The sequence below is a fragment of the Sphingomonas panni genome (genome assembly GCF_022664435.1).
Classification (GTDB): Bacteria; Pseudomonadota; Alphaproteobacteria; order Sphingomonadales; family Sphingomonadaceae; genus Sphingomonas; species Sphingomonas panni.
The window spans coordinates 44,782-68,255 of sequence record NZ_JAKREU010000014.1; the positions used below are offsets into that span (position 1 = coordinate 44,782).

Consider the following 23,474-nt stretch of genomic DNA (forward strand, 5'->3'; position numbering starts at 1 on the left):
GATCAACTGCTGATATGGGATCGGCGACCCGTCGGGGCGCCGGAGTGTCCCGCCGCGAAACATTGGCCATGTTGGCGGCGGTGGGCGTTTCGAGCGCATGTCATGCCCAGTCGCCGGGCGATGCGCCGATTTTCCGTCCCGAGGAATATGGTGCACGCGGCGATGGGCGGACGAACGATACCGCCGCGTTCGCGGCCTTGTCGGCAGCGCTCAATCGCGTCGGCGGGGGAACGGTCGTGCTGCGCAAGACGGTGTATGTCGTCGGCGCCCAGCGGCACGATCCCGGCAACGATGGCTATCTCTTGGCTCCTCAACCGATTCTGGCATTCGTCGGATGTCCCGATGACGTGGTGATCGAAGGAAATGGCGCGACGCTGCGCAGTGCATCCGGGTTGCGGTACGGGGTGTTCGATCCCGACACGCGTCGGTCGTTCAACCCGAAGCTTCCCTTCTACGAGCGCAAGTCCCGGGCCGCGCCCTATGAAGCGATGGTGCGAGCCGAGCGATGCCGGGGCCGTGTGGTGATCCGCGATCTGGTACTCGACGGCAATGTCGACACCATGATCCTGGGCGGACGCTGGGGCGACACCGGATGGCAGATCGCGGGAAGTGGGATCGTCTTGCAGAACAACGCCGGTGCCGAAATCATCGACAATGTCGTGTGCCGCAATCATCCGCTCGACGGGATCATGATCGACGGGGTGCCCTACACCCCCGATGTCGTCCGCCGGCTGCGCAACGTCGTCATGGACCGTAATGGTCGCCAGGGATGCAGCATCGTTGGCGGTGGCGGCTATGTGTTCGAGAACTGCCAATTTTCCCGCACCGGACGCGGTCCGCTCGGCAGCGCGCCCGGTGCGGGCGTGGATATCGAGCCCGAGAACGAAAGCCGGGTACGAAATCTCCGGTTCACGGGATGCCGGTTCAGCGACAATGCCGGTCCGGGTCTGTTGACCGGCGGACAAGGCAGCAGCGACGTGACCTGTGTCGGGTCGGTGTTCATCGGAACGACGGCATGGGCCGCGTGGCCCAACGCCCCCAGGTACCGGTTCCAGGATTGCATCTTCATCGGCGCGACCAGCAACTGCTACGGTGATCGCAAGCCCGCCGACGCTACCCTGTTCGAGGGGTGTACGTTCACCGACGTGCCGCCGGCGGACGGGCCGACGCGCATCTTCCTGGGCGATCCCGCCGGCGGCCCGATCGTCGATGTTTCCAGCGCGCCCAATGTACGCTTCTCGACATGTACCTTTACCCTGCGCGGATCGGGGCGGCTGCCGTGGAGTACCGCTGCCATCTATGATTCCTGCACGATGGAACAGCGATCCGCCACGACCGCCTATCCCCGGGGCAGATGGTCGGGCCGGTCCGTCGTGCGCGGCAAAGTGGACATCGGTGGATCAACCATCGCCGGTAGCCTTGTCGTCAACGGCACGACGATTTCCCGAACGTAACCATATCCCGGATATAATATAAAATCCTTATTTATTAATTTGTTGGAGATAATTCCGCCATTCCATGACCAGTGTGTTCAATATCCATGACATCTTCATGGATGTTTGAATGAAGGAACGGACATGGTCGGCAATGCTCGCCTGGACTTACTTGCCCCGCAGGATGACGAAAGTATCTACCGGATCGTGCTGCGTATTGCCGGGCTGGATATTATCGGTTCTACACTTGCACTGGCATTGTATGAAACGATCGATATCACGGGCGTTCCTTTGACGGTGTTCACGACCGTCACGGATGCGAATGTCGACGGACTGTACGCGATTTCCATGGGAACACAGTCGGACGCGCCACTGTACGACGTAAGTGTGCAGTTGCGTGCGGATACGATTGGCGCTCTGGTGCCGCCGGGCACCACCACGCCACGCCTTGGCTATGCTTTGCTGGTCGAGGGAGAAGCAATGGCCAGCGGTTGGTTGACGCTCGTGGCACCGGGGGTTGAGGCACCGTTCCCTGGCATTTCGATTGTCGTGGGGCCGGACGGCGAAGTGACGATCGCCTATGGCGACGGCGACGATCTGGAGCCTTTGGTGGAACGCGCCGAACAGGCGGCCATCGATGCCGCCGCCGCCGCGGCGCGTGCGGTGGCAGCGCGCGATGCCGCCCTCGCGACCGGACGGCTGTTCGGCTCCGTGGCGGACGGGATCGCCGGATCGGCGGACGGAGCCTATTTCAGTGTCGCAGGCGACGGGCCGGTGGCGCTGGCGCTGTACCGGCGTGTCGGGGATGATGCCGTCGTGGAGGCGCGGATTGCCGATGTGTCGGCCCTGTCGACCTATGGTCTGATCGCGGCGGTCGCGGCGGATGTGCCGGAGGATCAGTCGGTTATCCTCAACGCGGCATTGCTCGATCCTGCGGCGACCCGCATCTTGCTGCCCCCCGGCATCGTCTGGGTCGGATATACGGTCAGGGTTCCAGCGGGAAAATCGCTAGTCCTGCGGTCGGACACGGTCCTGCGCGCCTTGCCGACCTTCGCGATCACGGAAGGGCGCAACCATATCGTTCTGCTCGAAGGCGACGGCGCCGGCGTGTTTGGCGGCACCGTGGACGCGGCCAAGGTCGGGCTGGGCGGCGCCTCGACGGACCGCATCAATGGCATTACCGTCCTGAACGGTGCGCGAGACTGTATCCGCGAGGATGTACGGGTCGGGAACTGCACCGGCTATGCGGTCTACGACAGCGGCAACGAGGATTTCTCGGCTCCGCCCAGCAGCAACAACCGCCGGCTGACGACGTTCAATGCGCAGATTCACCTTGAGGCGCAGGCTGCGGATGGCAGCGTCTACGAAGATTGTACGCAGGAAGACGGCGACGGCGACATTCCCTGCCTTTCATGGGTCCATCCCCTGCTGGGTTCGCGCAACATTTCCTATCGTGGCTGCCGCGGTCGCGGCGCCACGCCGGCGGGGTGGGATGTCGCGGCCAATATCGCGCCGCTCGACACGATAACGGTCGAGGATTGCCATTATGCATTGACGAACGAGGGCGGTGTCGCCCTGGCAGTGCCTGCCGGCAATCTGCTCGTCAAGGGACTGAGGGTATCGCGTTCGACCTTTTCCGCTCCCGGCGGGATCGGCGCATCGCTGTTCAACGTCGAGGGATCGTTCGTACAGACCGAGTTCGATGGTGCGACGGCGATGGAAGTCACCGGAGGCGATGTCGAATGCACCGGTTGCACGGCGATCGGACAGCGCCCTGTTGCGGGGTCCGCGGCGGCGATCGGAGTCAAGACGTCGAACGCCACGGTCCGCTGGAACGGGGGGAGCATCAGCGTATCGGGACCGTCGTCGTCGCGCACGATCCTTGGCAACGTCCGTCTGTCGGCCATGGTCCGGCTTTCGCCTGTGCCGGTGGCAACGCGGCCCGGTATCGCACAGGAATCGGTCGGGCAGGTCATTCCGCAGGTGGATGGCCGTAACACATATGCCAATTTGTTTCCGGCAGTGAACGTGACCGACATCGGCAAGGTGCATATCGCCATCGCCGTCCGGCGGCTCCTACCCGGCTATGCCGTCGCAGCCATCCCGCAACCGACATGGTCGATGATCGAACCGAACTTCTTCAGAGTCTATTTCGCCGGTATCGCGCTGTCGCCGGCCGAGTATGCGATCAGCTATCATTTCGTCGAGCGTGGTTGATCGACGCGGACCCGCACAGCGCGATGACGGATGACCGGCGTCACCTGTGTCAGCTTTCGCCGCCATGGCCTATGCCATGGCGGCCAGACAGTTCCGGCGGCGCACGCCGTACAATTACTAACGGGTTGCTATAGTGCTTTCGGCTTTCGGAAGCTAAAGGCGGCTGAAAGCGGGCATGGCCGCGCGTCCCACGCGCTATGGTCGACGGATCGTGCCGCAGGGAACGACTGGATTACACGGCGACTATATGATTTTGACCCGTATCGCATCAACCCCGGCAACCCGCATTTTGCTCTTGGAGCGCATGCGGTACCAGTTGGTCCTTGGTCTGATTATTGGCGTGTTACTGCCGCTGGTAATCGTGATTCCTACACGTCGTCTCGACGCGATTACCATCGCAGGCATTCAGAGCAGTGCGATTGCAGCGGTGGTCGCCGTCGTGCTCGCCATCGTCATGTATCGCCGCGTCACCTCCTTTCCGGGCATTCGGGCGTTCCGATACGTTCTGCCGACCTATTCCGGGGCGTTCGCCTTTGTATTGGCAGCGATCGTGGCCATGCGGATCGATTATAATCGACCGCTCCTGGCCTTGTCGTTCGCCCTGACGCTCATGGTCGCGATCGTTTCGGCGTTTCTCGTACTGCGGCGGGGGGGCCGTCGGTTCTATCTGGTGCCGTTCGGACGCTACCAGGTCGCCTTTCGTGCGCCGAGTACCGAATGGATCGTGATGGACGAGCCGCGCATCCCGGATGATCCATCGGCGATCATCGTTGCCGATTTGCGCTTCGACCACGAACAGGCATGGGAGCAGATGCTGGCCCATGCCGCGGTCGCCGGTTACCCGGTGTACCACATCAAGCAGTTGCGCGAATCCCTTACGGGCCGCGTATCGATCGAGCATATTTCCGAGAACAGTTTCGGATCCTTGTTGCCCAACCTCGCCTATCGCAAGGTAAAGCGAGCCATCGACTTGATCGCGGCGTTTATCGCTCTGCCGCTGTTGATGCCGTTGCTGCTGGTCGTTGCGCTGCTCATCAAGCTGGACTCCCGCGGACCGATCCTGTTCCGACAGGAACGGATGGGATATCGCGGACGCCCGTTCCGCATTTTCAAGTTCCGCACGATGCGGGTGCAGGTCGACATTCCGGAGGACAGCCGGACAGCAGCGATGACCGGCGACAATGACCCGCGCATTACGAAGCTGGGCCGCTTCCTGCGGCACAGCCGGATCGACGAACTGCCCCAGATGCTGAACATCATTGCCGGCGACATGAGCTGGATCGGCCCGCGTCCAGAGGCGGTACCGCTATCGGTATGGTACGAACAGGAAATACCATTCTACTTTTACCGACACATCGTGCGTCCGGGGATTACCGGATGGGCCCAAGTCAATCAGGGGCATGTGAGCGACATCGAGTCCGTCTCGGACAAGCTCGGCTATGATTTCTATTACATTCAGAATTTTTCCGCCTGGATCGATGTACTCATCACGCTGCGGACCATCAGCACGATGTTGAACGGGTTCGGCGCGCGCTGACGCTGCTGCGGTTGACCTGTCAGGTCAAATCCGCTCCAGCATTCGGCGCACAATGCATATCCCGATGTTCGGGAACAGGGAGTGAAGTGTGGAAGCGCAAGCGCCAACGGTGGTCGTTATCGGACTTGGGTATGTCGGACTGCCGCTTGCGGTAGCGCTGGCGAAGACGTTCCCGACATGGGGCGTGGACATTGACGGCGGGCGTATTGCCGAGCTCAAGGATGGCCATGATCGGACCGGTGAGATCGATCGCGACCGGCTGACCGCGTCGTCGCTCGCCCTGACGTCGGATGCCAGCGCCTGTCCGCCGGCGGATTTCTACATCGTGACCGTCCCGACCCCGGTCAGCGACGACAATCGGCCCGACCTTCGTCCGGTGATGAGCGCCACGCGGACGGTGGCGGCGATGCTGCAGGCCCAGCGCCAGTCGATCGTCGTGTACGAAAGCACGGTCTATCCCGGCGTGACCGAAGAGATTTGCGCGCCCGAACTGGAAAAGCTGTCCGGCCTTGTCTGCGGCAAGGATTTCTTCGTCGGCTATTCGCCCGAGCGCATCAATCCGGGTGACCGCGAACATACGATCGACCGGATCACCAAGGTGGTGTCGGGCCAGACGCCCGAAGTGCTCGACAAGGTGGCGAAGCTGTACGACGCGGTGACGACCGGCGGGACATTCCGTGCGACATCGATCAAGGCCGCGGAAGCGGCCAAGGTGATCGAGAACGCGCAGCGCGACATCAACATCGCCTTCATGAACGAGATCACCCAGATATTTGCCCGGATGGGGATTTCGATCTGGGACGTGCTGGAAGCCGCCGGGACGAAATGGAATTTCCTGAAGTTCCAGCCCGGCTTGGTCGGCGGGCACTGTATCGGCGTCGATCCCTATTATCTCAGCTTCCGGGCGGAGGAGCTTGGCCATGATCCGCGGGTGATCCTGGCCGGGCGGTCCACCAATGACGGCATGGCCGATTGGGCCGGCGACGTCATCCATGCCGCCGCCGGCGGCAAGGCGGGCAAGGCGCTGGTGCTGGGGCTGACGTTCAAGGAAGACGTACCCGACATCCGCAATTCGAAGGTCGCAGACCTGGTGGCGCGGCTGTCGCATCTGGGCCACGACGTGACCGTGCACGATCCCCATGCCGATGCGGCGGAAACTGCCCATGAATATGGCCTGACCCTGGATGGTGCCGCGCTGGACCGGCAATATGCGCTGGTCGTGCTGGCCGTACCGCATCAGGTCTATCGCAATATGGGCGTGGACCGGTTGGGCGCACTGGTCACCGAAGGCGGCACGTTCGCCGATTTCAAGAACTGTTTCCCGAATACGGCGATGCCTTCGCACATCGCCAATTACTGGCGACTGTAAGGATTTCGATTTCATGAAGATATTGGTCACCGGCGTCGCCGGGTTCATCGGATCGACCCTGGCGCATCGGTTGCTCGACCGGGGCGATACGGTCATCGGCATCGATAACATCAACGATTATTATTCGGTCCAGCTGAAGCAGGACCGGCTCGCGCGCCTGACCGGGCGTGAAGGCTTCACGTTCCTGAAGGTCGATTTCGCCGATCATGATGCGTTGGAGCGGGCATTGGCGCCCGTCGACTTCGACCGCATCGTCCATCTGGGGGCGCAGGCCGGCGTCCGCTATTCAATCGAACACCCCCGCGCCTATGTCCAGTCGAACCTCGTCGGGCATCTGAACATGATGGAAGTAGCGCGCCACCGTCGCAGTGCCCATTTCGTCTATGCATCGTCCTCGTCCGTCTATGGCAGCAACAAGAAGGCGCCGTTTTCGGTCGACGACCGGGTCGATCATCCGATTTCGCTCTATGCCGCCACCAAGAAGGCGGACGAGTTGATGAGCGAAACCTACGCCCATCTCTATCGCCTGCCGCAGACCGGGTTGCGCTTCTTCACGGTATATGGCCCGTGGGGCCGTCCCGACATGGCGATGTGGATCTTTACCAAGGCGATCCTCGAAGGGCGTCCGATCGACGTCTTCAACTACGGCAAGATGCAGCGCGACTTCACCTATGTCGACGACATCGTGACGGGGGTCGTGGCCTGTCTGGACAATCCGCCGGCCGACAACGGTTCCGAAAAGGCGGGCGGCAGTTTCGGGCCGCACGCCATCTACAATATCGGCAATCACCGGTCCGAGGAACTGGGCCACATGATCGACCTGATCGAGGCGGCGTGCGGCAAGAAGGCGCAGCGTAACCTGATGCCGATCCAGGATGGCGATGTTCCCGCGACCTTCGCCGATATCGACGCGATCCAGCGCGACCTGGGGTTCATGCCGACCACGACCATTGACGACGGCGTGCCGCGGTTCGTGGAATGGTACAAGTCGTATCACGGCCTGAACTGATCCGCACCCGGCGCAGTCCCGGCAGCGAAAGGGCGGCCCGATCATCCGATCGGGTCGCCCTTTCGTCGTTATCGGGGCGTGTCCGCCGAAGGCTGCGCCTCGCGCCAGGCTTGGAACATCAACACGCTCCAAAGCTCATATTGGCGGTTGCTCCGTTCCGACAGATGATGGTCCCAGACCTGACGGATCGCGGCGGCGTTCAGATAGCCTTCCGCCTTCAAACGCGTCGGATCGAGCAGATGTTCGGCCCAGTCGCGCAATGGTCCGCGCAGCCATTCGCCGATGGGAACGCCGAACCCGGTCTTGGGCCGCTCGATCAACGACCGCGCCACATGGCGGTACAACACTTCCCGCAGCGGCCATTTGGGGCTGGAGCAATGCGTCTTTATCGATAGCGGCAGGCGCCAGGCGAATTCGATGATGCGATGGTCGAGCATCGGCACGCGCGTTTCCAGTGAAACCGCCATCGCGGCCCGGTCGACCTTGGTCAGGATATCGTCGGGAAGATAGGTGACCAGATCGAACGCCATCATCCGCTCGACGTCGCTGAGTCCCGCCGGGACGTCGAGTGCCGCATAGGGCGATGTCGTTTCGGCACCCGCGCCGCGCACGACCGATACCGGATCGAGCCAGTAGGATGTCAGTCCGTGATATAGCTGATCGCCGTCGCGGCTCGGCAGGACCGCGGCGCCCTTGTGAATCTTGTCGCCGATATTGGAGAATCTTCCGAGCGGCGGCACAATATGCTTGGCCGAGTCCGCGATGCGCTGCCACGCCATCGGCGACAGCGTGGTCAGCAGCCGCGCGGCGGCGGCGCGCATCGGTTGCGGTATGCGGCTGAGCTTGTGCCACAACTTCTGGGTGATGTCGTAGCGCGTATAGCCTGCGAACAGCTCGTCGCCGGCATCACCCGACAACGACACCGTTACCGATTTGCGGGCAAGCTGCGACACGAGGAACGTCGGGATCTGCGACGAATCTGCAAACGGTTCGGAATAGATGCCGGGCAGCTGCGTGATAACGTCGCGCGCCTGGGCCGGCGTGACGTATAGTTCGGTATGCTCGGTGCCGAGATGCGCGGCGACCGCTTTGGCATGGTCCGCTTCGTTGAACCGGGCTTCGTTAAAACCGATGGTGAAGGTCTGGACCGGTCGGGTCGACATGTCTTGCATCAACGCGACGATAGTGGAGGAATCCACCCCGCCCGACAGGAAGGCTCCGAGCGGGACATCCGCCATCATTTGCTGCCCGACCGCATCGCGCAGCAATGTTTCGAGGGCGTCGGCAGCCTCGGTCGGACTGCCGGTAAAGGGATCGCGCTTGCCGGCGGCGACGGCGTCCATCGCCCGCCAATAGGGCGTGATCCGAACCTCGTCCCGATCGGCGGCGATGCGCGCCACGGTACCCGGCTGAAGCTTGGCGATGCCGTGATAGATGGATTGCGGGGCGGGCACATAGCCGGTCCGCAAATAGGCAGCCAGCGCATGGCGATCGACCTCGGCCGTCATCTGCGGATGTCGGGTCAACGGGTCGAGTTCGGACGCGAACAGGAAGGTGCGGTCGCCGCCGCGCCCCTGCCAGCCATAATATAGCGGTTTCTCACCGATCCGGTCGCGGCCAAGGAACAGCGCCTGCTCGGCACGATCCCATACGCCGAACGCGAACATGCCGATCGCCCGGCGCAACGTCGCCTCGATACCCCATGCCTCGAACCCGGCAAGCAGCGTCTCGGTATCCGAATGGCCGCGCCATTCCGGGGCCAGCCCGGCCGCCGTCAGTTCGCGCCGCAGCGCCATGTGGTTATAGACTTCGCCGTTGTAGACGATCGTGAACCGTCCCCCGGCCGACCGCATCGGCTGCTCGCCCGATGGCGACAGATCGACGATCGCGAGGCGGAGATGCCCGAGTGCGAGGCCGATCGCGGGATCGACGAAGGTTGCCTGGTGATCCGGGCCGCGGCGACGGATACAGGCTGCCATGCGGCCCACGACCGCGTTCTCGGCGGAAGCATCCGCAACCGGATTGCGGCGAAGGAATCCGACGATGCCGCACATCAGCTATGGATCCCGCGGATGGAGGGGGAATGATATAGCATGTGATAGCGGTCCTTGACCTGATCCATGGTGAAATCGCGGGCGATGCGGTCGCGCGCCGCCTGCCCGCGTTCCGCGAGTATGGTGCGCGGCAGGTCGATTTGCCCCGCCAGTGCCGCGGCTAGCGCCGCCGGATCGTCGACCGGAACGACGGTTCCGGTATCAGCGACCAGCAGCGCCGCATCGCCGACATCCGTGACGACGGCGGAGGTGCCGACCGCCATCGCTTCGCCGACCACGTTGGGAAAGCCTTCTCCGCGTGAGGCCAGGCAGAAAATATCGAGCGCGGCGAGGCAGTCGGACACGTCGCGGCGTTCACCCAGCAAGTGGATTCGGTCGGCATGGCCGGTGGCACGGACCGCGTCGACCAGTTCGGGGCTGGCGGCATCGTTGCCGCGCCCGATCAGCAGGACGTGTAGATCCGCCCGCCTGGCGAGTAGCGGCGCGCAGGCGGCGACGAAGCCGACCTGGTTTTTCTGCGCGTTGAAGGTCCCGGCAGTTCCCAGCAGCAGGGCATCGGGCGACACGCCGATCTCCTGGCGGACCGATGCGCGGCCACGGGCGCAGTCGGCGGGGTCCGGCAGTCGGAAACCGTTGTGAATGACCAGCGATTTCGCCGGATCATAGCCGCAGGCCTCGTGCGCGATACGAGCGGCTTCGGCGACGTAGACGATCCGTTCGGGCAGGATGCGCGACATGCGGGCGGCGGCACGCAACATCAGTCCCGCACCACGCGACAGGCCGATGCCGACACGGATATCGGCGGTACGGATGCCCCAGACGATCCGCTTCACCCCGGCCAGCCTGGCCGCCAGCCCGCCCATGACATCGGCATGATACAGCCAGGTCTGGACCAGGTCGGGTTTGCTGCGCCGAATTGCCGCGACCAGGCGCAGGAACGCCAACGGGGTCGATGCACCAAACATGTCGACGCTGGTCACCGGTACGCCCGCTTCCTGAAGCCGTGCCCCCACCGTGCCCCACCCGCGCAACGAAATGACCTCGTGCACCGTGCCGGGGGTAGGTGCGGTTGCCAGGCGATGCAGCATCATCTCGGCGCCGCCGGTACGAAGGCCGGTAATGATATGCAGAATTTTCATGGAAAGATCCGACCGCCGGTTCAGACAGCGAGGTGGCGAACGGCGTCGCGCTTGTGCTGGCGACTTGCGGCACTGCGTTCCCGTGCGCCTGCCATCAGCGCCAGCGTCGCCATGAACACCGCGCCGACCGCTGCAGTACGCAGCGGATAGTCGACCAGGCTGTGCGCCATCGCGGCCGCGGAGGCGATCGTGGCTGCCCGAGCAAAACCGTCCGCTTCCGGCGCGCGCCAGATCATCATCGCCCGCCAGCCCCAACCGATCAGGAACAGTCCGGTCAGGATCAGCACCGCGATGCCGCCATCGAGTACAATTTCCAGCGGATCGCTATGGGTATGGCTGGCGTGTGTCCGAATGATCGTGGTCGGATTTTCATACAGGTGGTAGACGAAGGGTGTGGTACCCATGCCGGTCCCGACGGGCATGAAGTCGCCGATAGCCCGCAACGTGGTCACATATTTTGTGTAGCGTGACAGCTGGTCGGTCCGTGCGCCCGACGACGTCAGATCATTATTGGAGGGCTGCATGGCGATTGTCGCCAGCACCGCAAGGACGACTGCGCCGACTGCCGGCGCAATCCAGATCGGCATGCGACGCTTGCGCCAATGGATGATGAATATGCTGGCGGCGGCAACGGGGATTGCCAGACCAATGGCAGCCAAAGACCGCGTGATCACGATACCGACCAGCAGCAACACGATCATGGCGATCACGACGACGACGGTTGCGGAAGCCTGTTTGCGGTTGCCGCGCCGGTCGAACTCATCGGCCAGCAAGGCTGCCAACATCGGAATGACCATCAGCATCAACGTGCCAAAATGGTTGGGGTTGGTAAAGAACCCCGTCGCAACGCCGGTGCTGTTCTGTTCGTATAGATAGGCAGGCGACTGGTCACCGCCTGCCAACTGCACCGCTCCCAGCAGGACCGACGTGCAGGCGACCGCGCCAAGCGACAGGATCAACGTCCGCGTATTGAACGCGCCCCAACGCAGCATGCCGAACAGCACCGCGAACGATGGTAGCAGCCACAACAACGCGGCAAGCGTCCGGTTCGGCATCAACGAGATCGAAGCGGACGGTAGAGGAATGCCGAGAAGCCGATAGCCCTCGACAAAGGTCTCGCGCCCCGGAAGCCGGGTCCATAGCGATGCGGGCAGCGGGATAAGCTGGATCGCAAACAGCAACAGGACCAGCAGAACGAACAATGTCATCTGCCGCCCCGATGCAGTCAACGGGGTGTTCATCCGCACCGTCAACGCGACGTAAAGCAACGGAATGGCAAGCAATTGCAAGAAACCGTTGGCCAGCGGCCCGACGATGCTGCTGCCGCCGAAGATGACGCACAGCACCAGATAGGCTGGAATGACGGCCTGCAGGATCTGGGTACGCCGCTTGCTCGACAACGTCATCATGATCCCTGGTCCTGTACGAGCGTCAGGCCGCTGATCTCGACGTTGCGCGATGTCGGGAACTCGGTCGAAACGCCGTTTAGCGACAACCATTGGGCCGGACATGCCTGCGGCACCGTAAATTGCATGGTCGAAGCCCTCTTGCCGGCCTTGTCGGCCCGGACCGGGTTTTCTGCTAAAGAATTGCCTTCGGAGGCACCGCCCGGGGTGACGCATCGTATGCGCCAGATCAACGCATCACCTTCGGCGCTGCGCCCGGATTCCGCAGCGTAGCGGAACCGGTATTTGCCCGGCGCAAGGGTAAGGAGTTGGGTCAGTAGCGGTCCGCTTTCACGACCGAAATAGACGACCGATGCGGTTCCCCGGCCCATAAGGTCGACCGCACCGATGGTTTCACCGGCAAATCCCCAGTTGAACGGTTCGAGTGCCGGCGAAGGCGAAAGCCCCGGATTGAACAACGGACGGTTCCGCGCGGCGGCAGGCAGGTTCGCGAAATCGCCCCAAAGGCGTCGCGCCTCGGTGTAGCGGCCTTCGCCGACCAGACGCTGTAGCAAGAGCTTGCGCCACACCGTCTGTTCGGGATCGTCGCTTTCAGGCGCACCGCGCGCCAGGGTAAGGATGGTTTCGAGCGGTGCTCCTACCTTCACCAGATTGGCAAGCAGCGGCCCCAGTGCCCGTTCGCCGTGCATCGCCCGCGCCAACGGCCGGAACCCATTGGGTTCCAGCGCGATCTTGGTCATGGTGTCGACCAGCGCTGCGCCGGCATCGGGAACGATGCGGTAAAAGGCCGCCAGTTCCTCGGTTGCCTTAACATAATCCCCCTTGAGGGCATATTGTTCGAGCAGCAACATGCGCACGAGCCGGTCGCGGGGATTGCGTTGTCTTCCCGCTTCCAGCAACGCAATTGCGCGGCTGTTGTCGTTGCGTTCGGCGGCCTCGATCGCGAGAATGGCGAACGGGCCAGAAGCCAGCGGCTGTTGGCGGGCGATCCGCCGTGCCACAGCGCCAGCATTGGGCGGCAGCTGACGGGTCTTGGTATATTCAAGCATCAGGTCGCGCATGAACATCTTGTCCGCCGGTGCCGGGCCAACGACATTTGCCGTACCCGGTACCGCGTTCACCACGGTTACCTTGGCGACCAATATGGCCAGCCCCAGTCCGCCCAACGCGCACAGGCTGCGGCGACCCCACAATGCTATCGGACGGATGGCTTCACTCACGATGTGCGGATCGCGCGGATTTCGCGGTTACGTTGTTCGATGCTGTCGATTTTGTCCGCATCGTAGCTGTAACTGTAGGTCGTTTCATTATGATAGCGCGTCAGGATGCAGCCGATGATGTTGGCACCGGCACTACGCATGCGACCCAAGGCCTCTACCACGCCGCGCGTCCGGGTCTTGCCCGATTCGACCACCATCAACGTTCCCTGGCATAGGGTCGACAGCAACGGAGCGTCGGCAAGGCCCAGGATCGGCGGTCCGTCGACGACGACCGTGTCGAACGTGCCGACGGCTTCCTCGATAATCGCCTTCATGCGCGGCGACGACAGCAATTCGGCTGGATTGGGCGGGATGGGACCGCAGGGCAGCAGCCACAGATTGGGAATATCGGTCTGCACGACGTGCGACGACACATCGTCCCGCGTGGTCAGCAGGGTCGACAGGCCGTCCTTCTTCTCGCTTCCCGTCACGAAGGTCGGCTTGCGCATATCGGCATCGATCAGCAGGACACGGCGACCGTGGCGCGTATGGAACTGTGCGATCGCCCAGCTGGTCGTCGACTTGCCTTCGGCGGGCCGCGTGCTGGTAATCAGCAGCGACCGCGGCGCCCCTTCGTCGGTCGTGAACGAAATCGACGTCCCGGCCGAGAAATAGGCTTCGGACATCGGTGAGGACAGATCGCGCAATGCCTCCACCGGTCGGTTGCCCTTAAGTGTCGGAATGCCGCCGAGGAATGCGAGCTTCAGTCGCTCGCGAACATCGGCCGGCGATTTGACGACGTCGTGCAGGAATTCCAGAGCCAGCGCGATTGCCGTGCCCAGGGCCAGGCCCAGGCCGAAGCCGATGACGAGGTTGAGGAGCAGATTGGGCTGGAACGGGCCCGAGGGTATCTCGCCCCGGTCGGCGATCGCGGCATAGCTGACGCCGATCCCGCCAGCGACGCCGATCTCCTTGTAACGCTGCAAGAGCGCGTCATAGAGTGTGCGGTTGGTGTCGACGTCGCGTTGCAGGATGTTGTACTGGATGCTGCGTCCGCGCAGGTTCAGGACGTCGCCGCGCAGCTGTTCGACCCGCGCGCGCAACGCGTTTTCGGCTGCGGCCGCGGCCTGATATTGCGCGGCCAGCGTTCCGCTGCGGCCGGTCTGAACATTGCGCGCCTCGGCCTGGATCGCCTGGTCCAGCGCCTTGATGCGCGATGCCAGCTGCACCATTTCCGGATAGTCGGCTTTGAACAGGTTCGACTTTTCCTGATATTCGGCCTGTAGCGTCGCACGCTGTCCCCGCAACTGCGCGGTACGCTCGGCAATCTCTGCGGTATTCCGCGTCGACTGGCCTTCGCGATATTCCTGTTCGGCCTGGATGCGCTTCGCCTGGGCCTGCGACAGCGCCTGGTTCAGTTCGATCAGCGATGCGCCCGACAGCGAACTGGCATCGCTGGTGCCGCCCGTGCCGGCATTGGTGTTGATGATGCCTTGGTTTTGGGCATAGCCGACCAGCTGCCGTTCGGATTTTTCGAGGTCGCGACGCACATTGGCGATCTGCCGCTGCAGGAAATTGCGGGCATAGGCCGAAGACTGGTAGCGTCGTTCGAGGCTGGTGCTGATGAACCCGTCGGCAAAGCCGTTGACAATCTTGGCGGCGAGCGCCGGATCGGTCGATTTGTAGCGCAGCGTGATAAGCTTGCTGTTCAGGACGGCCTTGACGTCCAGGTTGCGCTGCAGGACGCCGATCGCGATCTTCTCACGATCCTGGCGCGGGGCTTCGACATCACCGACGATCTCGGCGTTCGCGGTGAGATTGAGATCCTGGACGACGCGTTCCGCCAGCGCCCGGCTCTTCATCAGTCCGATCTGGGTTCCGATGAAGGAATCGTCCATCTTGACCGGCGCTTCGGTATCGCTGTTCACCGCCTGCACCGTCGGTGCAGTCAGTTCGATCGTCGCGATCGAGCGATAGACTGGCGTCGTCAGCAGCGTTGCGATGATCGCCAACCCCAAGCCGGCGGCGATCGCGGCCAGGATTAGCCAGCGCCATTCCATCATCACGCGCAGCATCAGTGCCAGGCTTAGTTCCCGGCTGTCGTCCGGTGCGGTGTTGCCATAATCCTGGCCATAGCCGGGTACGGGCTGCTGTGCTGCCGCAGGAGGCCAGAGTGTGGCCACGCCGCGCGGTGAATGGTCCTGATTGTTCATGCCGATAACCTTATTATCTCGGGCGTGCGTCAGTAAGGCCGGAACAATGCGAGGATCGGCAACGTCTGCAGTACGGTCGTGAGCGTCGAGCGGGTCGGGGAGCCATCGACCACGATGATGTCGCCGGCATAGACCTGCGGATCGGGTTCTTCGCCGCGACGGATGCTGGTCAGGTCGAAGGCTGCCGCAACGCGCTGCCCCTGGACCGTCCGAAAGATGCCGACACGGCGCGGGTTCGCATTCTCGTCGGTGCCGCGCGCTACCGCGATGGCTTGTACCAAGGTCATCGGGCCGGGAACCTCGAACATGCCGGGCTGGCGGACCGATCCCTCGACCGTGAACAGTCGGTTGGACGATTCCTTGACCGAAATGCTGACATCCGGATTGTTCATGTACCGCTCGCCCAGGCGGCGCGCGATGTCGTCGCGCAGTTCGGGCACGGTCCTGCCAACCGCACTGACCGTTCCGATCAGCGGCATAGCGATATTGCCCGCACGATCGATGCGATAATCCTTGCTGAGCGGTTCGGCTTGGAACACCGTGATGGCCAGCAGGTCACCAGGCGTTAGCTTGCTGTCGGCGGGAATGACGACGGCGGATGGCGCATCGGGCAACGGCATCGCTTCGGTGGCGTAAGGGATGGAACCACCCCGACCGGCTGCGCATCCCGCCACCAGCACGGCCAACATCAATCCCAGCCACGAAAGTCGCGGCGGAAAAATACGCATCCAAACCACTCCAGTACTAGTGGCGCACGACCGCGCGCTGCCACTCACATAGATGCAACCAGCCTGCCTCATGGCAGTCCCCTCCCGGACTGTCCACCTATTGATAGGTAGCGGCGTTCGGTATTCTCGACAACCAATGCGGTAAGCGGACCGCCACGATAGGCGCCGGTATCGATGCCGATGCGGTTGGTCTGTTCGTCGACGGTGTCACTAATGGTATGGCCGTGTACTACCATGAAGCCATAGTCGCCGCGATGGGTCAGAAAGGGATCGCGAATCCAGCGCAGGTCGGCATGCGACTGTTGATCCAGCGCGAGCCCCGGTCGGATACCGGCGTGAACGAACAGATAGTCGCCGAAGCGCAACGTGTCGCCAAATTCGGAAAGGAAGGTGATGTGCGCTGCGGGGATTGCGTTGTGTAGCATCGCAACGGCGTCGTCTTCCTCCGCAGCCAGCAGCCGTTGTGCGGACAGCCCGTACGAAGCGATGCATTCCGCGCCGCCGAATTCGAGCCAGCGTCGCAACGTACCCGCTTCCCCATCCAAGGCACGCAGCAGGAATTCCTCATGATTGCCCATCAGCATCATCTTGCGCAGGGCAGGATGCTGATAGGTCCGCAGCCTTTCGACGACCCCGCACGAATCCGGTCCGCGATCGACAATGTCCCCCAACAGGATCAGATAGGCTGTTCCCGCATAGCCGCTGACGTCCTGTTCGATGCGGTCGAGCATTGCGTTCAGTTGGGTGAGGCAACCATGCACATCGCCAATCGCATAAGCGCGCATACCAGGCTTTCCCCGGTAGACCGGGCCCGACAAACCCAGCCCGGTAGCAATCTTCTTTAGCAGGCTCATGTAATCTTCCGTACCGGAACGGCGTTCACAGTCGTTGCTGTATCAGGTATAGCCCACAAACCCGATCCGAAATTCTGTTCTCACATTCGGAACGCGCCTGTGTACGTAGCAGCCAACTAGGCTTTCTATAGGAAAGATGCGAGGCAAGATTCCGGGATTGCCCAGCAGGTGGGATGGGAGCAATCGCCGCTCCCCGGATCGGCTGCACGGTTTGATGCCTGTTTCTACTCGAAAGCACGAATGGATGGGGCGTTTTGGCTCCTACCGTACCCAGCCATGCTCTGTCGCACTCCTCAATCTTCGTGCTTTCGAGTAGAAATACCCCATGACCCGCAAGCCCCCCGCCCCTCGCGCCCCCGCCCGTCCGCAAGGCGACCTGTTCCGGCTCGACAGCCCGCTGACCGCCGAGATCCGGGGTGAACGGTCGTTGATGGCGTTTCCCTTCTTCGCGCTCGCCAAGAATGCGTGGATGAAGCCGCTGACCTATCAGTCGAACAACGTCACGATCGAAGTCCGCCCCTCGGCCAGCGGGGTCGCGACCATCTATGACAAGGAAATCGTGCTCTATATCGCCAGTCTGATGCTGGCGAAGATCGAGGTGGGCGAGAGCGTCACCCAGGATTTTGTCTTCACCGCGCATGATCTGTTCACGGTGACCGGTGCCAATCACTCTGCCAGGTCATACGGGCGACTGTCGGAGGCGCTGGAGCGGCTGCAGGGCACGCAGATCAAGACCAATATCGAAGCCGGCGGCGAAGGCGAGGAGGGCTTCTTCTCGTGGCTGTCCGAGGCCAAGCTGCATTATTCACGCACGCGCGGCGGCGAGCGGCGGCTGAAGGCGGTCAAGGTACGGCTGTGCGACTGGCTGTTCCGCGCGATCCTGCTCGACCGGCATGTCCTCGACTATGCCGCCGCCTATTTCCAATTGGGGCCGATCGAGCGGCGCATCTATGAAGTGGCGCGCTCGAGCGGCGAGGACCGGTTGGAGGTCGATCTCGCGACCTTTCGCCTGCAGATCGGCTACCAGAACCCCCTTGCTAATTTTCGCAATGCTTTGAAGCAGATAGCGGCAGCGGACAGCATCCCGGACTATCGTCTGGAACTGATCGAACAGGCACCGGACGAGCGCGAGGCCCCGCGGCGCGGGCGGCGCAGCGCTCCGGTGCAGGTGGTGCTCAGCAGGCGTACGGCGCAGCTCGGCAGCGATGATTTGCAGGGGTGCGAATCACCCGCCGGTTGAGCGGCGCATTTCCTATCCGAAAGCACGAATTTCTGCGGCCTATTCCTATCCGAAAGCACGAATAGGCGCGGCCATTCCTACTCGAAAGCACGAATCGCGCGCAGGGATTTGCGCCGGAACGGGTGCATTTTCGGCCTTCCTACTCGAAAGCACGAACCGGGAACGCTTCCGATGTTGGATTTCATCTGCAAAGGTCGGCCAGAACGTCGGCAACGGGGCCGGCAGATGAGGAAATGGCCGTGACCACATAAAGGAAAGCCCGGCACGAAGGCCGGGCGTCCCAGAGGTATTTGGACGACGTCGCCAAACGTCGAAGCAATCACAGTGCGTATCCAAATACCCCCGATCGCTAGCCGGTTCAAGGACGCGCGCTTCGCGCCACGCCCCTTTTTTGCAAAAATGGTCCCGGCCCCGGACAAGGGGGACGATGATGGCGCTCATCCTGGCGCAGGCGATCGCGCGTATCGGCGCGCCGGACGGCACACGCAGCGCTGTTTCGGCCGAACCGCGCGTCGCGCGCAGCGGCGGGCTGCATCGCACCGGCGCGCCGGTGCGGCGCGGCAGCGTCGAGGCAGGAACGGTCGAGGACAGTTTCTTCGCGGTCCCGGCCAGGGGCGAGACCGACCGGCTGTTGCGCGCCGCCCGCGCCGCATTGGACGCCGGGCGCCGGGCCAGGCGCACCGCGCGCGCGGAAGGACGGATGCTCAATGCGGCGGAGGCGGCGCTGGCCGGCCTCACCGCCGCCGCCGTGCGCGTGTTCGAGGAAATCTGCACGCTCGCCCGGCTGAACGGCGGCAAGGTATTCCCGACCTATGACCATCTGGCGAAGGCGACCGCGCTCGGCCGGGCGACGGTGGCGCGGGCGCTGTCGGCGCTGGAGGCGGCGGGGTTCCTGCTGCGCCAGCGGCGTTTCTGCCGCACGACGGGCGCTGGCCCCCGCTATCGCCAGACCTCGAACATCTATCGCGCGTTGCTGCCGGGCAAGCTGCTGCGCTTCCTGCCGCGCAGCCTGCGGCCGGCGCCGCTGCCGTGCGATGCGGTGGTCCATCAGGTGGAGGCCGCGGCCGAGCTGGCGGCGATGCGCGCGACGCTCAGCTGCAAGGAACTGGCCGAGGTGACGCTGGGCGGTGCGCTCGGCCGGGTATTGGCGTCGCTCGGCGCGGCGATCGATCGTGCCGCGTGCGAGTCTCATTCCGATCCGCAACCGCTTGCAGAGTCATCTGATACGCCCTCGAATGACGTCGGCCTAGCCGGCCGACGACGCTCAGCCTAACGGCTTAACCGGCGACTTCAGACATACACCACCAGCCATAGCGCCAACCGACATTGCGGGACGCACCGGCTCACGCCGGCGCGATGCTCTCCGACGAGAGCAGGCGGCGTCGGCTGTGGCCGTTCGACCCGTCCCCCGGTGGATCAGTGCGGCACGACGCCCAGTTCGACGCCGGTCTTGTCGTGCAGCGCGAAGCGGTCGACCAGATCGGCGCTCGCCCGGTTATAGCCGGTCACCGTAACGTCCGCCCCGTACTGGCGCAGGCGGGCGACGATCTTGTCGAGCGCATCGACGCCCGAAATGTCCCAGAAATGCGCCGCCGATACATCGATCGTCACCGGCCCCGCCGCTTCCACGCCGAAGGCGCGGCGGAAGCGGTCGACCGAGGCGAAGAAGATCTGCCCCGTCACGCGGTAGGTCACGCCATAATCGTCCGCGACCCGTTCGACCGCGAACATCCGCTGGACCTTGCCGGCGAAGAACACCCCCGACAGCAGCACGCCGGCCAGCACGCCGAGCGACAGGTCGCGGGTTGCGACGACGACCGCGACGGTCACCAGCATCACGATCGAGGAGGTCGGCGGGTGGCGGCGCAGATTGGCCAGCGAGTTCCAGCTGAACGTGCCGATCGACACCATGATCATCACCGCGACCAGCGCGGGCATCGGCACCCGCCCGACCCACGGCCCCAGTACGGCGAGCAGGAACAGCAGAAATGCGCCCGCGACGAAGGTCGACAGCCGCCCGCGTCCGCCCGAGGTCACGTTGATGACCGACTGGCCGATCATCGCGCAGCCGCCCATCCCGCCGAACAAAGCGGCGACGATGTTCGCGCCGCCCTGCCCCGCGCATTCCTGACGCTTGTCGCTGTCGGTATCGGTCATGTCGTCGACGATCTGCGCGGTCAGCAGCGATTCGAGCAGCCCGACGGCCGCCATGGTCAGCGACGTCGGCAGGATGATCCAGAGCGTCTCCAGCGTCAGCGGCACCTGCGGCCATGCGAAGCTCGGCAGCCCTTCGGGCAGGCGCCCCATGTCGCCGACCGTGTTGACCGGCAGGCCCAGTGCGATGCTGATCGCGCTCAGCACGAGGATCGCGACCAAAGGTGACGGCACGGCGCGCGTCACGCGCGGCAGGAGGTAGATGATGGCGAGGCCCAGCGCGATCAGCGCATAGCTGTGCCAGCTGACCCCGATCAGCTGCGGCAGCTGCGCCATGAAGATCAGGATGGCGAGCGCATTGACGAAGCCGGTGATGACCGAGCGCGACACGAACTGCATCACCCGGTCGAGCCGAAGCAGCCCGGCGGCGATCTGGATCAGTCCCATCAGGATGGTGGCGGCGAAGAGATAGTCGATGCCGTGCTGGCGGACCAGCGGCCCCACCAGCACCGCGACGGCGGCAGTCGCGGCGGAAACCATGCCCGGCCGCCCGCCGATCAGCGCAATGGTCATCGCGATCGCAACCGAGGCATAGAGGCCGATGCGCGGGTCGACCCCGGCGATGATCGAAAAGCCGATCGCCTCCGGGATCAGCGCGAGGGCGACGACGATGCCGGCAAGGATGTCGCGCCGGGCCTGTCCGGCACCGCCGAACCACTGGCGGCGATAGGTTGCAAAATCGAAGGTCATGGAAATTCCACATCGGGCCGCAGGGCGCATCGCTCGATGCGCGGAAACGTTGCGGCGGGGGATGTTGTCCGGCGGATCGGCGGCCGGAATAGCCACCCGGAATTGCACCGGGTCCTTGCGAATGAGGGGCCTGTAGCCGGGGGATGGCGGCCGGGCAAGGGGCGCGGCGGGGCCAGCCAACGGGGAGGCCCCAGCCTGCGCTGGGGCGACGTGCGGGGCGAGGAAGGGTGCGGTATCCTTCTTGCCTGCCAGGCACGTCATCCCAGCGCAGGCTGGGATCTCCCCGTTGCTCGTACGGGTCCCATCCCACCCCATTGTTATTTCGCCGCATTCTCGCGCGGCCGGGGCAACTTCACCCTTCGCCGGAACGTTGAGGGACGAACCCCGACCCTCGAGGACTCCCCCATGACCGACACCAAGCCCCTCAACGCCGGCAATGGCGGCGAAACCCATCAGGTGACCGATGCCGATCATCCGGTGCTGACCACCAACCATGGCACGCCGATCAGCGACAACCAGAACCAGCTGAAGGCGGGCGCGCGCGGGCCGGTGCTGATCGAGGACGAAGTCTTCCGCGAGAAGATGAACCATTTCGACCATGAGCGCATCCCGGAACGGATCGTCCACGCCCGCGGCTCGGCGGCGCATGGCTATTTCGAATGTACCGACAGCCTGGCCGACGTGACCGTCGCCGACCTGTTCCAGAAGAAGGGCCAGCGGACCGAGGTGTTCACCCGCTTCTCGACCGTCGCGGGCGGCGCGGGATCGGTCGATACCCCGCGCGACGTGCGCGGCTTCGCGGTGAAGTTCTACACCCGCGAAGGGAACTGGGACCTGGTCGGCAACAATATCCCGGTCTTCTTCATCCAGGACGCGATCAAGTTCCCCGACCTGATCCATGCGGCCAAGATGGAGGCGGATCGCGGCTATCCGCAGGCGGCGACCGCGCACGATACCTTCTGGGACTTCATCTCGCTGATGCCCGAATCGACGCACATGGTGATGTGGGCGATGTCGGACCGGACGCTCCCGCGGACCTTCGCCAATATGGAAGGGTTCGGGGTCCACACCTTCCGCTTCATCAACAAGGAAGGCAAATCGACCTTCGTCAAGTTCCACTGGAAGCCCAAGGCCGGCCTCGCCTCGACCATCTGGGACGAGACGGTGAAGATCGCCGGTGCCGACCCCGATTTCCAGCGCCGCGACCTGTTCGAACGGATCGACCGTGGCGATTTTCCGACATGGGAACTGGGCGTGCAGCTGTTCGATGAGGAATTCGCGAATTCGCTGCCCTATGACGTGCTCGACGCGACCAAGATCATCCCCGAGGAAGTGTTGCCGGTGCGCATCGTCGGGCGGATGGTGCTCGACCGCTATCCCGACAATTTCTTTGCCGAAACCGAACAGGCGGCGTTCGTGCCGAGCCATGTCGTGCCCGGCATCGGCTTTTCGAACGACCCGCTGCTACAGGGGCGGCTGTTCAGCTATACCGATACCCAGCTGTCGCGCCTCGGCTCGGTCAATTTCCACCAGCTGCCGATCAACAGCGCCAAGGGTCGCGCGGCGGCGGCGGGCTGCCCGTTCCTGAACCAGCAGCGCGACGGCCATATGCAGATGGCGGTGCCCAAGGGTCGCGCCAATTACGAGCCGAACAGCTTGGCCAAGGCCGGCGAGGAAGCCGGCGCGCGCGAGGACCCGGACAAGGGCTACAAGACCTTCCCTTCCGAAGAGCAGGGCCAGAAGCTGCGCATTCGCCCCGAAAGCTTCGCCGACCATTATAGCCAGGCGCGGCTGTTCTTCCGCTCGATGGACCCGGCGGAACAGGCGCATATCGCCTCCGCGCTCGTGTTCGAACTGTCGAAGGTCAGCCTCGAACATATCCGTACCGCGATGCTCGCCAATCTGCGCAACGTCGACGAGAATCTGGCGAGCCGCGTCGCCGACGGCCTCGCCATGGACCTGCCCGAAGCCTCGCCGACCAAGGTGCCGGTGCAGGACATGGACGTGTCGCCCGCGCTGCGCATCATCCGCGGCCCTCGCGAACACCACACGCTGGAGGGGCGCAACGTCGGCATCCTGATCGCCGATGGCAGCGATGCGGGTGAGCTGAAGTCGCTCAAGGACGCGATCAAGGCGGCGGGCGGCAACGCGATGACCATCGCGCCGAAGGTC

General features: G+C 63.6%; 16 protein-coding genes and 1 other annotated feature. Of the genes, 8 read left to right on the forward strand and 8 right to left on the reverse strand.

All coding sequences use genetic code 11. The features are described from left to right. Positions 1 to 80: 80 nt before the first annotated feature. The 5 genes from MF609_RS18805 to MF609_RS18825 all read left to right on the forward strand — a co-directional run bounded on the left by MF609_RS18805 (position 81) and on the right by MF609_RS18825 (position 7,565). Positions 81 to 1,454, forward strand: a complete 1,374-nt coding sequence (locus MF609_RS18805) for a right-handed parallel beta-helix repeat-containing protein (RefSeq protein WP_242417611.1) — start codon at positions 81 to 83, stop codon at positions 1,452 to 1,454. Between the two features lie 123 nt (positions 1,455 to 1,577). After that, positions 1,578 to 3,650 carry a hypothetical protein gene (locus MF609_RS18810; protein ID WP_242417612.1) on the forward strand — a complete coding sequence of 691 codons (2,073 nt, stop codon included), beginning with the start codon at positions 1,578 to 1,580 and terminating at the stop codon, positions 3,648 to 3,650. Positions 3,651 to 3,825: 175 nt separating this feature from the next. Beyond that, positions 3,826 to 5,187 (forward strand): exopolysaccharide biosynthesis polyprenyl glycosylphosphotransferase, encoded by a 1,362-nt coding sequence (locus MF609_RS18815; RefSeq protein WP_242417613.1) that lies wholly within the window; start codon positions 3,826 to 3,828, stop codon positions 5,185 to 5,187. Positions 5,188 to 5,275: 88 nt separating this feature from the next. Further along, the gene (locus tag MF609_RS18820) at positions 5,276 to 6,556 is read left to right on the forward strand and encodes a nucleotide sugar dehydrogenase (protein ID WP_242417614.1); all 1,281 of its coding nucleotides are present in this window, start codon (positions 5,276 to 5,278) and stop codon (positions 6,554 to 6,556) included. A 13-nt stretch (positions 6,557 to 6,569) separates the two neighbouring features. Then, on the forward strand, positions 6,570 to 7,565 hold the full coding sequence (locus tag MF609_RS18825) for an NAD-dependent epimerase (RefSeq protein WP_242417615.1): 996 nt from the start codon (positions 6,570 to 6,572) through the stop codon (positions 7,563 to 7,565). A 68-nt stretch (positions 7,566 to 7,633) separates the two neighbouring features. Here MF609_RS18825 and asnB read toward each other — a convergent pair whose 3' ends face one another. The 7 genes from asnB to MF609_RS18860 all read right to left on the reverse strand — a co-directional run bounded on the left by asnB (position 7,634) and on the right by MF609_RS18860 (position 17,158). After that, complete coding sequence (asnB, locus tag MF609_RS18830) at positions 7,634 to 9,619, reverse strand: asparagine synthase (glutamine-hydrolyzing) (protein ID WP_242417616.1); 1,986 nt, start codon at positions 9,617 to 9,619, stop codon at positions 7,634 to 7,636. Further along, a complete protein-coding gene (locus MF609_RS18835) occupies positions 9,619 to 10,758 on the reverse strand; it encodes a glycosyltransferase (RefSeq protein WP_242417617.1) in 1,140 nt (379 codons plus the stop codon). The genes asnB and MF609_RS18835 overlap by 1 nt, the downstream gene beginning before the upstream one ends. A gap of 20 nt (positions 10,759 to 10,778) precedes the next feature. Beyond that, the gene (locus tag MF609_RS18840; protein ID WP_242417618.1) at positions 10,779 to 12,257 is read right to left on the reverse strand and encodes an O-antigen ligase family protein; all 1,479 of its coding nucleotides are present in this window, start codon (positions 12,255 to 12,257) and stop codon (positions 10,779 to 10,781) included. Beyond that, entirely contained in the window at positions 12,164 to 13,384 is a 1,221-nt protein-coding gene (locus MF609_RS18845) for a tetratricopeptide repeat protein (RefSeq protein WP_242417619.1), read from the reverse strand. The genes MF609_RS18840 and MF609_RS18845 overlap by 94 nt, the downstream gene beginning before the upstream one ends. Next, positions 13,381 to 15,546, reverse strand: coding sequence for a GumC family protein (locus MF609_RS18850; RefSeq protein WP_242417620.1), 2,166 nt, complete (start codon positions 15,544 to 15,546; stop codon positions 13,381 to 13,383). Before MF609_RS18850 ends, MF609_RS18845 begins: the two co-directional genes overlap by 4 nt. Before the next feature lie 59 nt (positions 15,547 to 15,605). Beyond that, positions 15,606 to 16,304: a polysaccharide biosynthesis/export family protein gene (locus MF609_RS18855; RefSeq protein ID WP_242417621.1), complete on the reverse strand. Its 699-nt coding sequence runs from the start codon at positions 16,302 to 16,304 to the stop codon at positions 15,606 to 15,608. Between the two features lie 68 nt (positions 16,305 to 16,372). Beyond that, positions 16,373 to 17,158, reverse strand: coding sequence for a metallophosphoesterase family protein (locus MF609_RS18860; RefSeq protein ID WP_242417622.1), 786 nt, complete (start codon positions 17,156 to 17,158; stop codon positions 16,373 to 16,375). Between the two features lie 325 nt (positions 17,159 to 17,483). On the opposite strand from MF609_RS18860, the gene MF609_RS18865 reads away from it, so the two are divergent. Further along, the gene (locus MF609_RS18865) at positions 17,484 to 18,398 is read left to right on the forward strand and encodes a replication initiator protein A (protein WP_242417623.1); all 915 of its coding nucleotides are present in this window, start codon (positions 17,484 to 17,486) and stop codon (positions 18,396 to 18,398) included. 427 nt (positions 18,399 to 18,825) lie between these two features. Continuing rightward, positions 18,826 to 19,671 (forward strand): helix-turn-helix domain-containing protein, encoded by an 846-nt coding sequence (locus MF609_RS18870; RefSeq protein ID WP_242417624.1) that lies wholly within the window; start codon positions 18,826 to 18,828, stop codon positions 19,669 to 19,671. A 143-nt stretch (positions 19,672 to 19,814) separates the two neighbouring features. Here the strand turns inward: MF609_RS18870 and MF609_RS18875 are convergent, their stop codons facing one another. Beyond that, positions 19,815 to 21,302: a SulP family inorganic anion transporter gene (locus tag MF609_RS18875; protein WP_242417625.1), complete on the reverse strand. Its 1,488-nt coding sequence runs from the start codon at positions 21,300 to 21,302 to the stop codon at positions 19,815 to 19,817. A 62-nt stretch (positions 21,303 to 21,364) separates the two neighbouring features. Beyond that, positions 21,365 to 21,420 (reverse strand) — a sequence feature (sul1 is cis-regulatory element that is thought to sense ions involved in sulfur or methionine metabolism; They are found in Alphaproteobacteria). A gap of 287 nt (positions 21,421 to 21,707) precedes the next feature. Between MF609_RS18875 and MF609_RS18880 the strand changes: the two genes are divergently transcribed. Further along, the coding region (locus tag MF609_RS18880; protein WP_242417626.1) for a catalase at positions 21,708 to 23,474 on the forward strand (1,767 nt) is incomplete at its 3' end.

Excerpts from the sequence above, each read along its gene's own strand:
- MF609_RS18860 (WP_242417622.1), bottom strand. The coding sequence starts at position 17,158 with ATGAGCCTGCTAAAGAAGATTGCTACCGGGCTGGGTTTGTCGGGCCCG.
- MF609_RS18825 (WP_242417615.1), top strand. The coding sequence starts at position 6,570 with ATGAAGATATTGGTCACCGGCGTCGCCGGGTTCATCGGATCGACCCTG.
- MF609_RS18855 (WP_242417621.1), bottom strand. The coding sequence starts at position 16,304 with ATGCGTATTTTTCCGCCGCGACTTTCGTGGCTGGGATTGATGTTGGCC.
- MF609_RS18870 (WP_242417624.1), top strand. The coding sequence starts at position 18,826 with ATGATGGCGCTCATCCTGGCGCAGGCGATCGCGCGTATCGGCGCGCCG.
- MF609_RS18810 (WP_242417612.1), top strand. The coding sequence starts at position 1,578 with ATGGTCGGCAATGCTCGCCTGGACTTACTTGCCCCGCAGGATGACGAA.
- MF609_RS18815 (WP_242417613.1), top strand. The coding sequence starts at position 3,826 with ATGGCCGCGCGTCCCACGCGCTATGGTCGACGGATCGTGCCGCAGGGA.
- MF609_RS18865 (WP_242417623.1), top strand. The coding sequence starts at position 17,484 with ATGACCCGCAAGCCCCCCGCCCCTCGCGCCCCCGCCCGTCCGCAAGGC.
- MF609_RS18875 (WP_242417625.1), bottom strand. The coding sequence starts at position 21,302 with ATGACCTTCGATTTTGCAACCTATCGCCGCCAGTGGTTCGGCGGTGCC.
- asnB (WP_242417616.1), bottom strand. The coding sequence starts at position 9,619 with ATGTGCGGCATCGTCGGATTCCTTCGCCGCAATCCGGTTGCGGATGCT.
- MF609_RS18835 (WP_242417617.1), bottom strand. The coding sequence starts at position 10,758 with ATGAAAATTCTGCATATCATTACCGGCCTTCGTACCGGCGGCGCCGAG.
- MF609_RS18840 (WP_242417618.1), bottom strand. The coding sequence starts at position 12,257 with ATGGTTGTCGCTAAACGGCGTTTCGACCGAGTTCCCGACATCGCGCAA.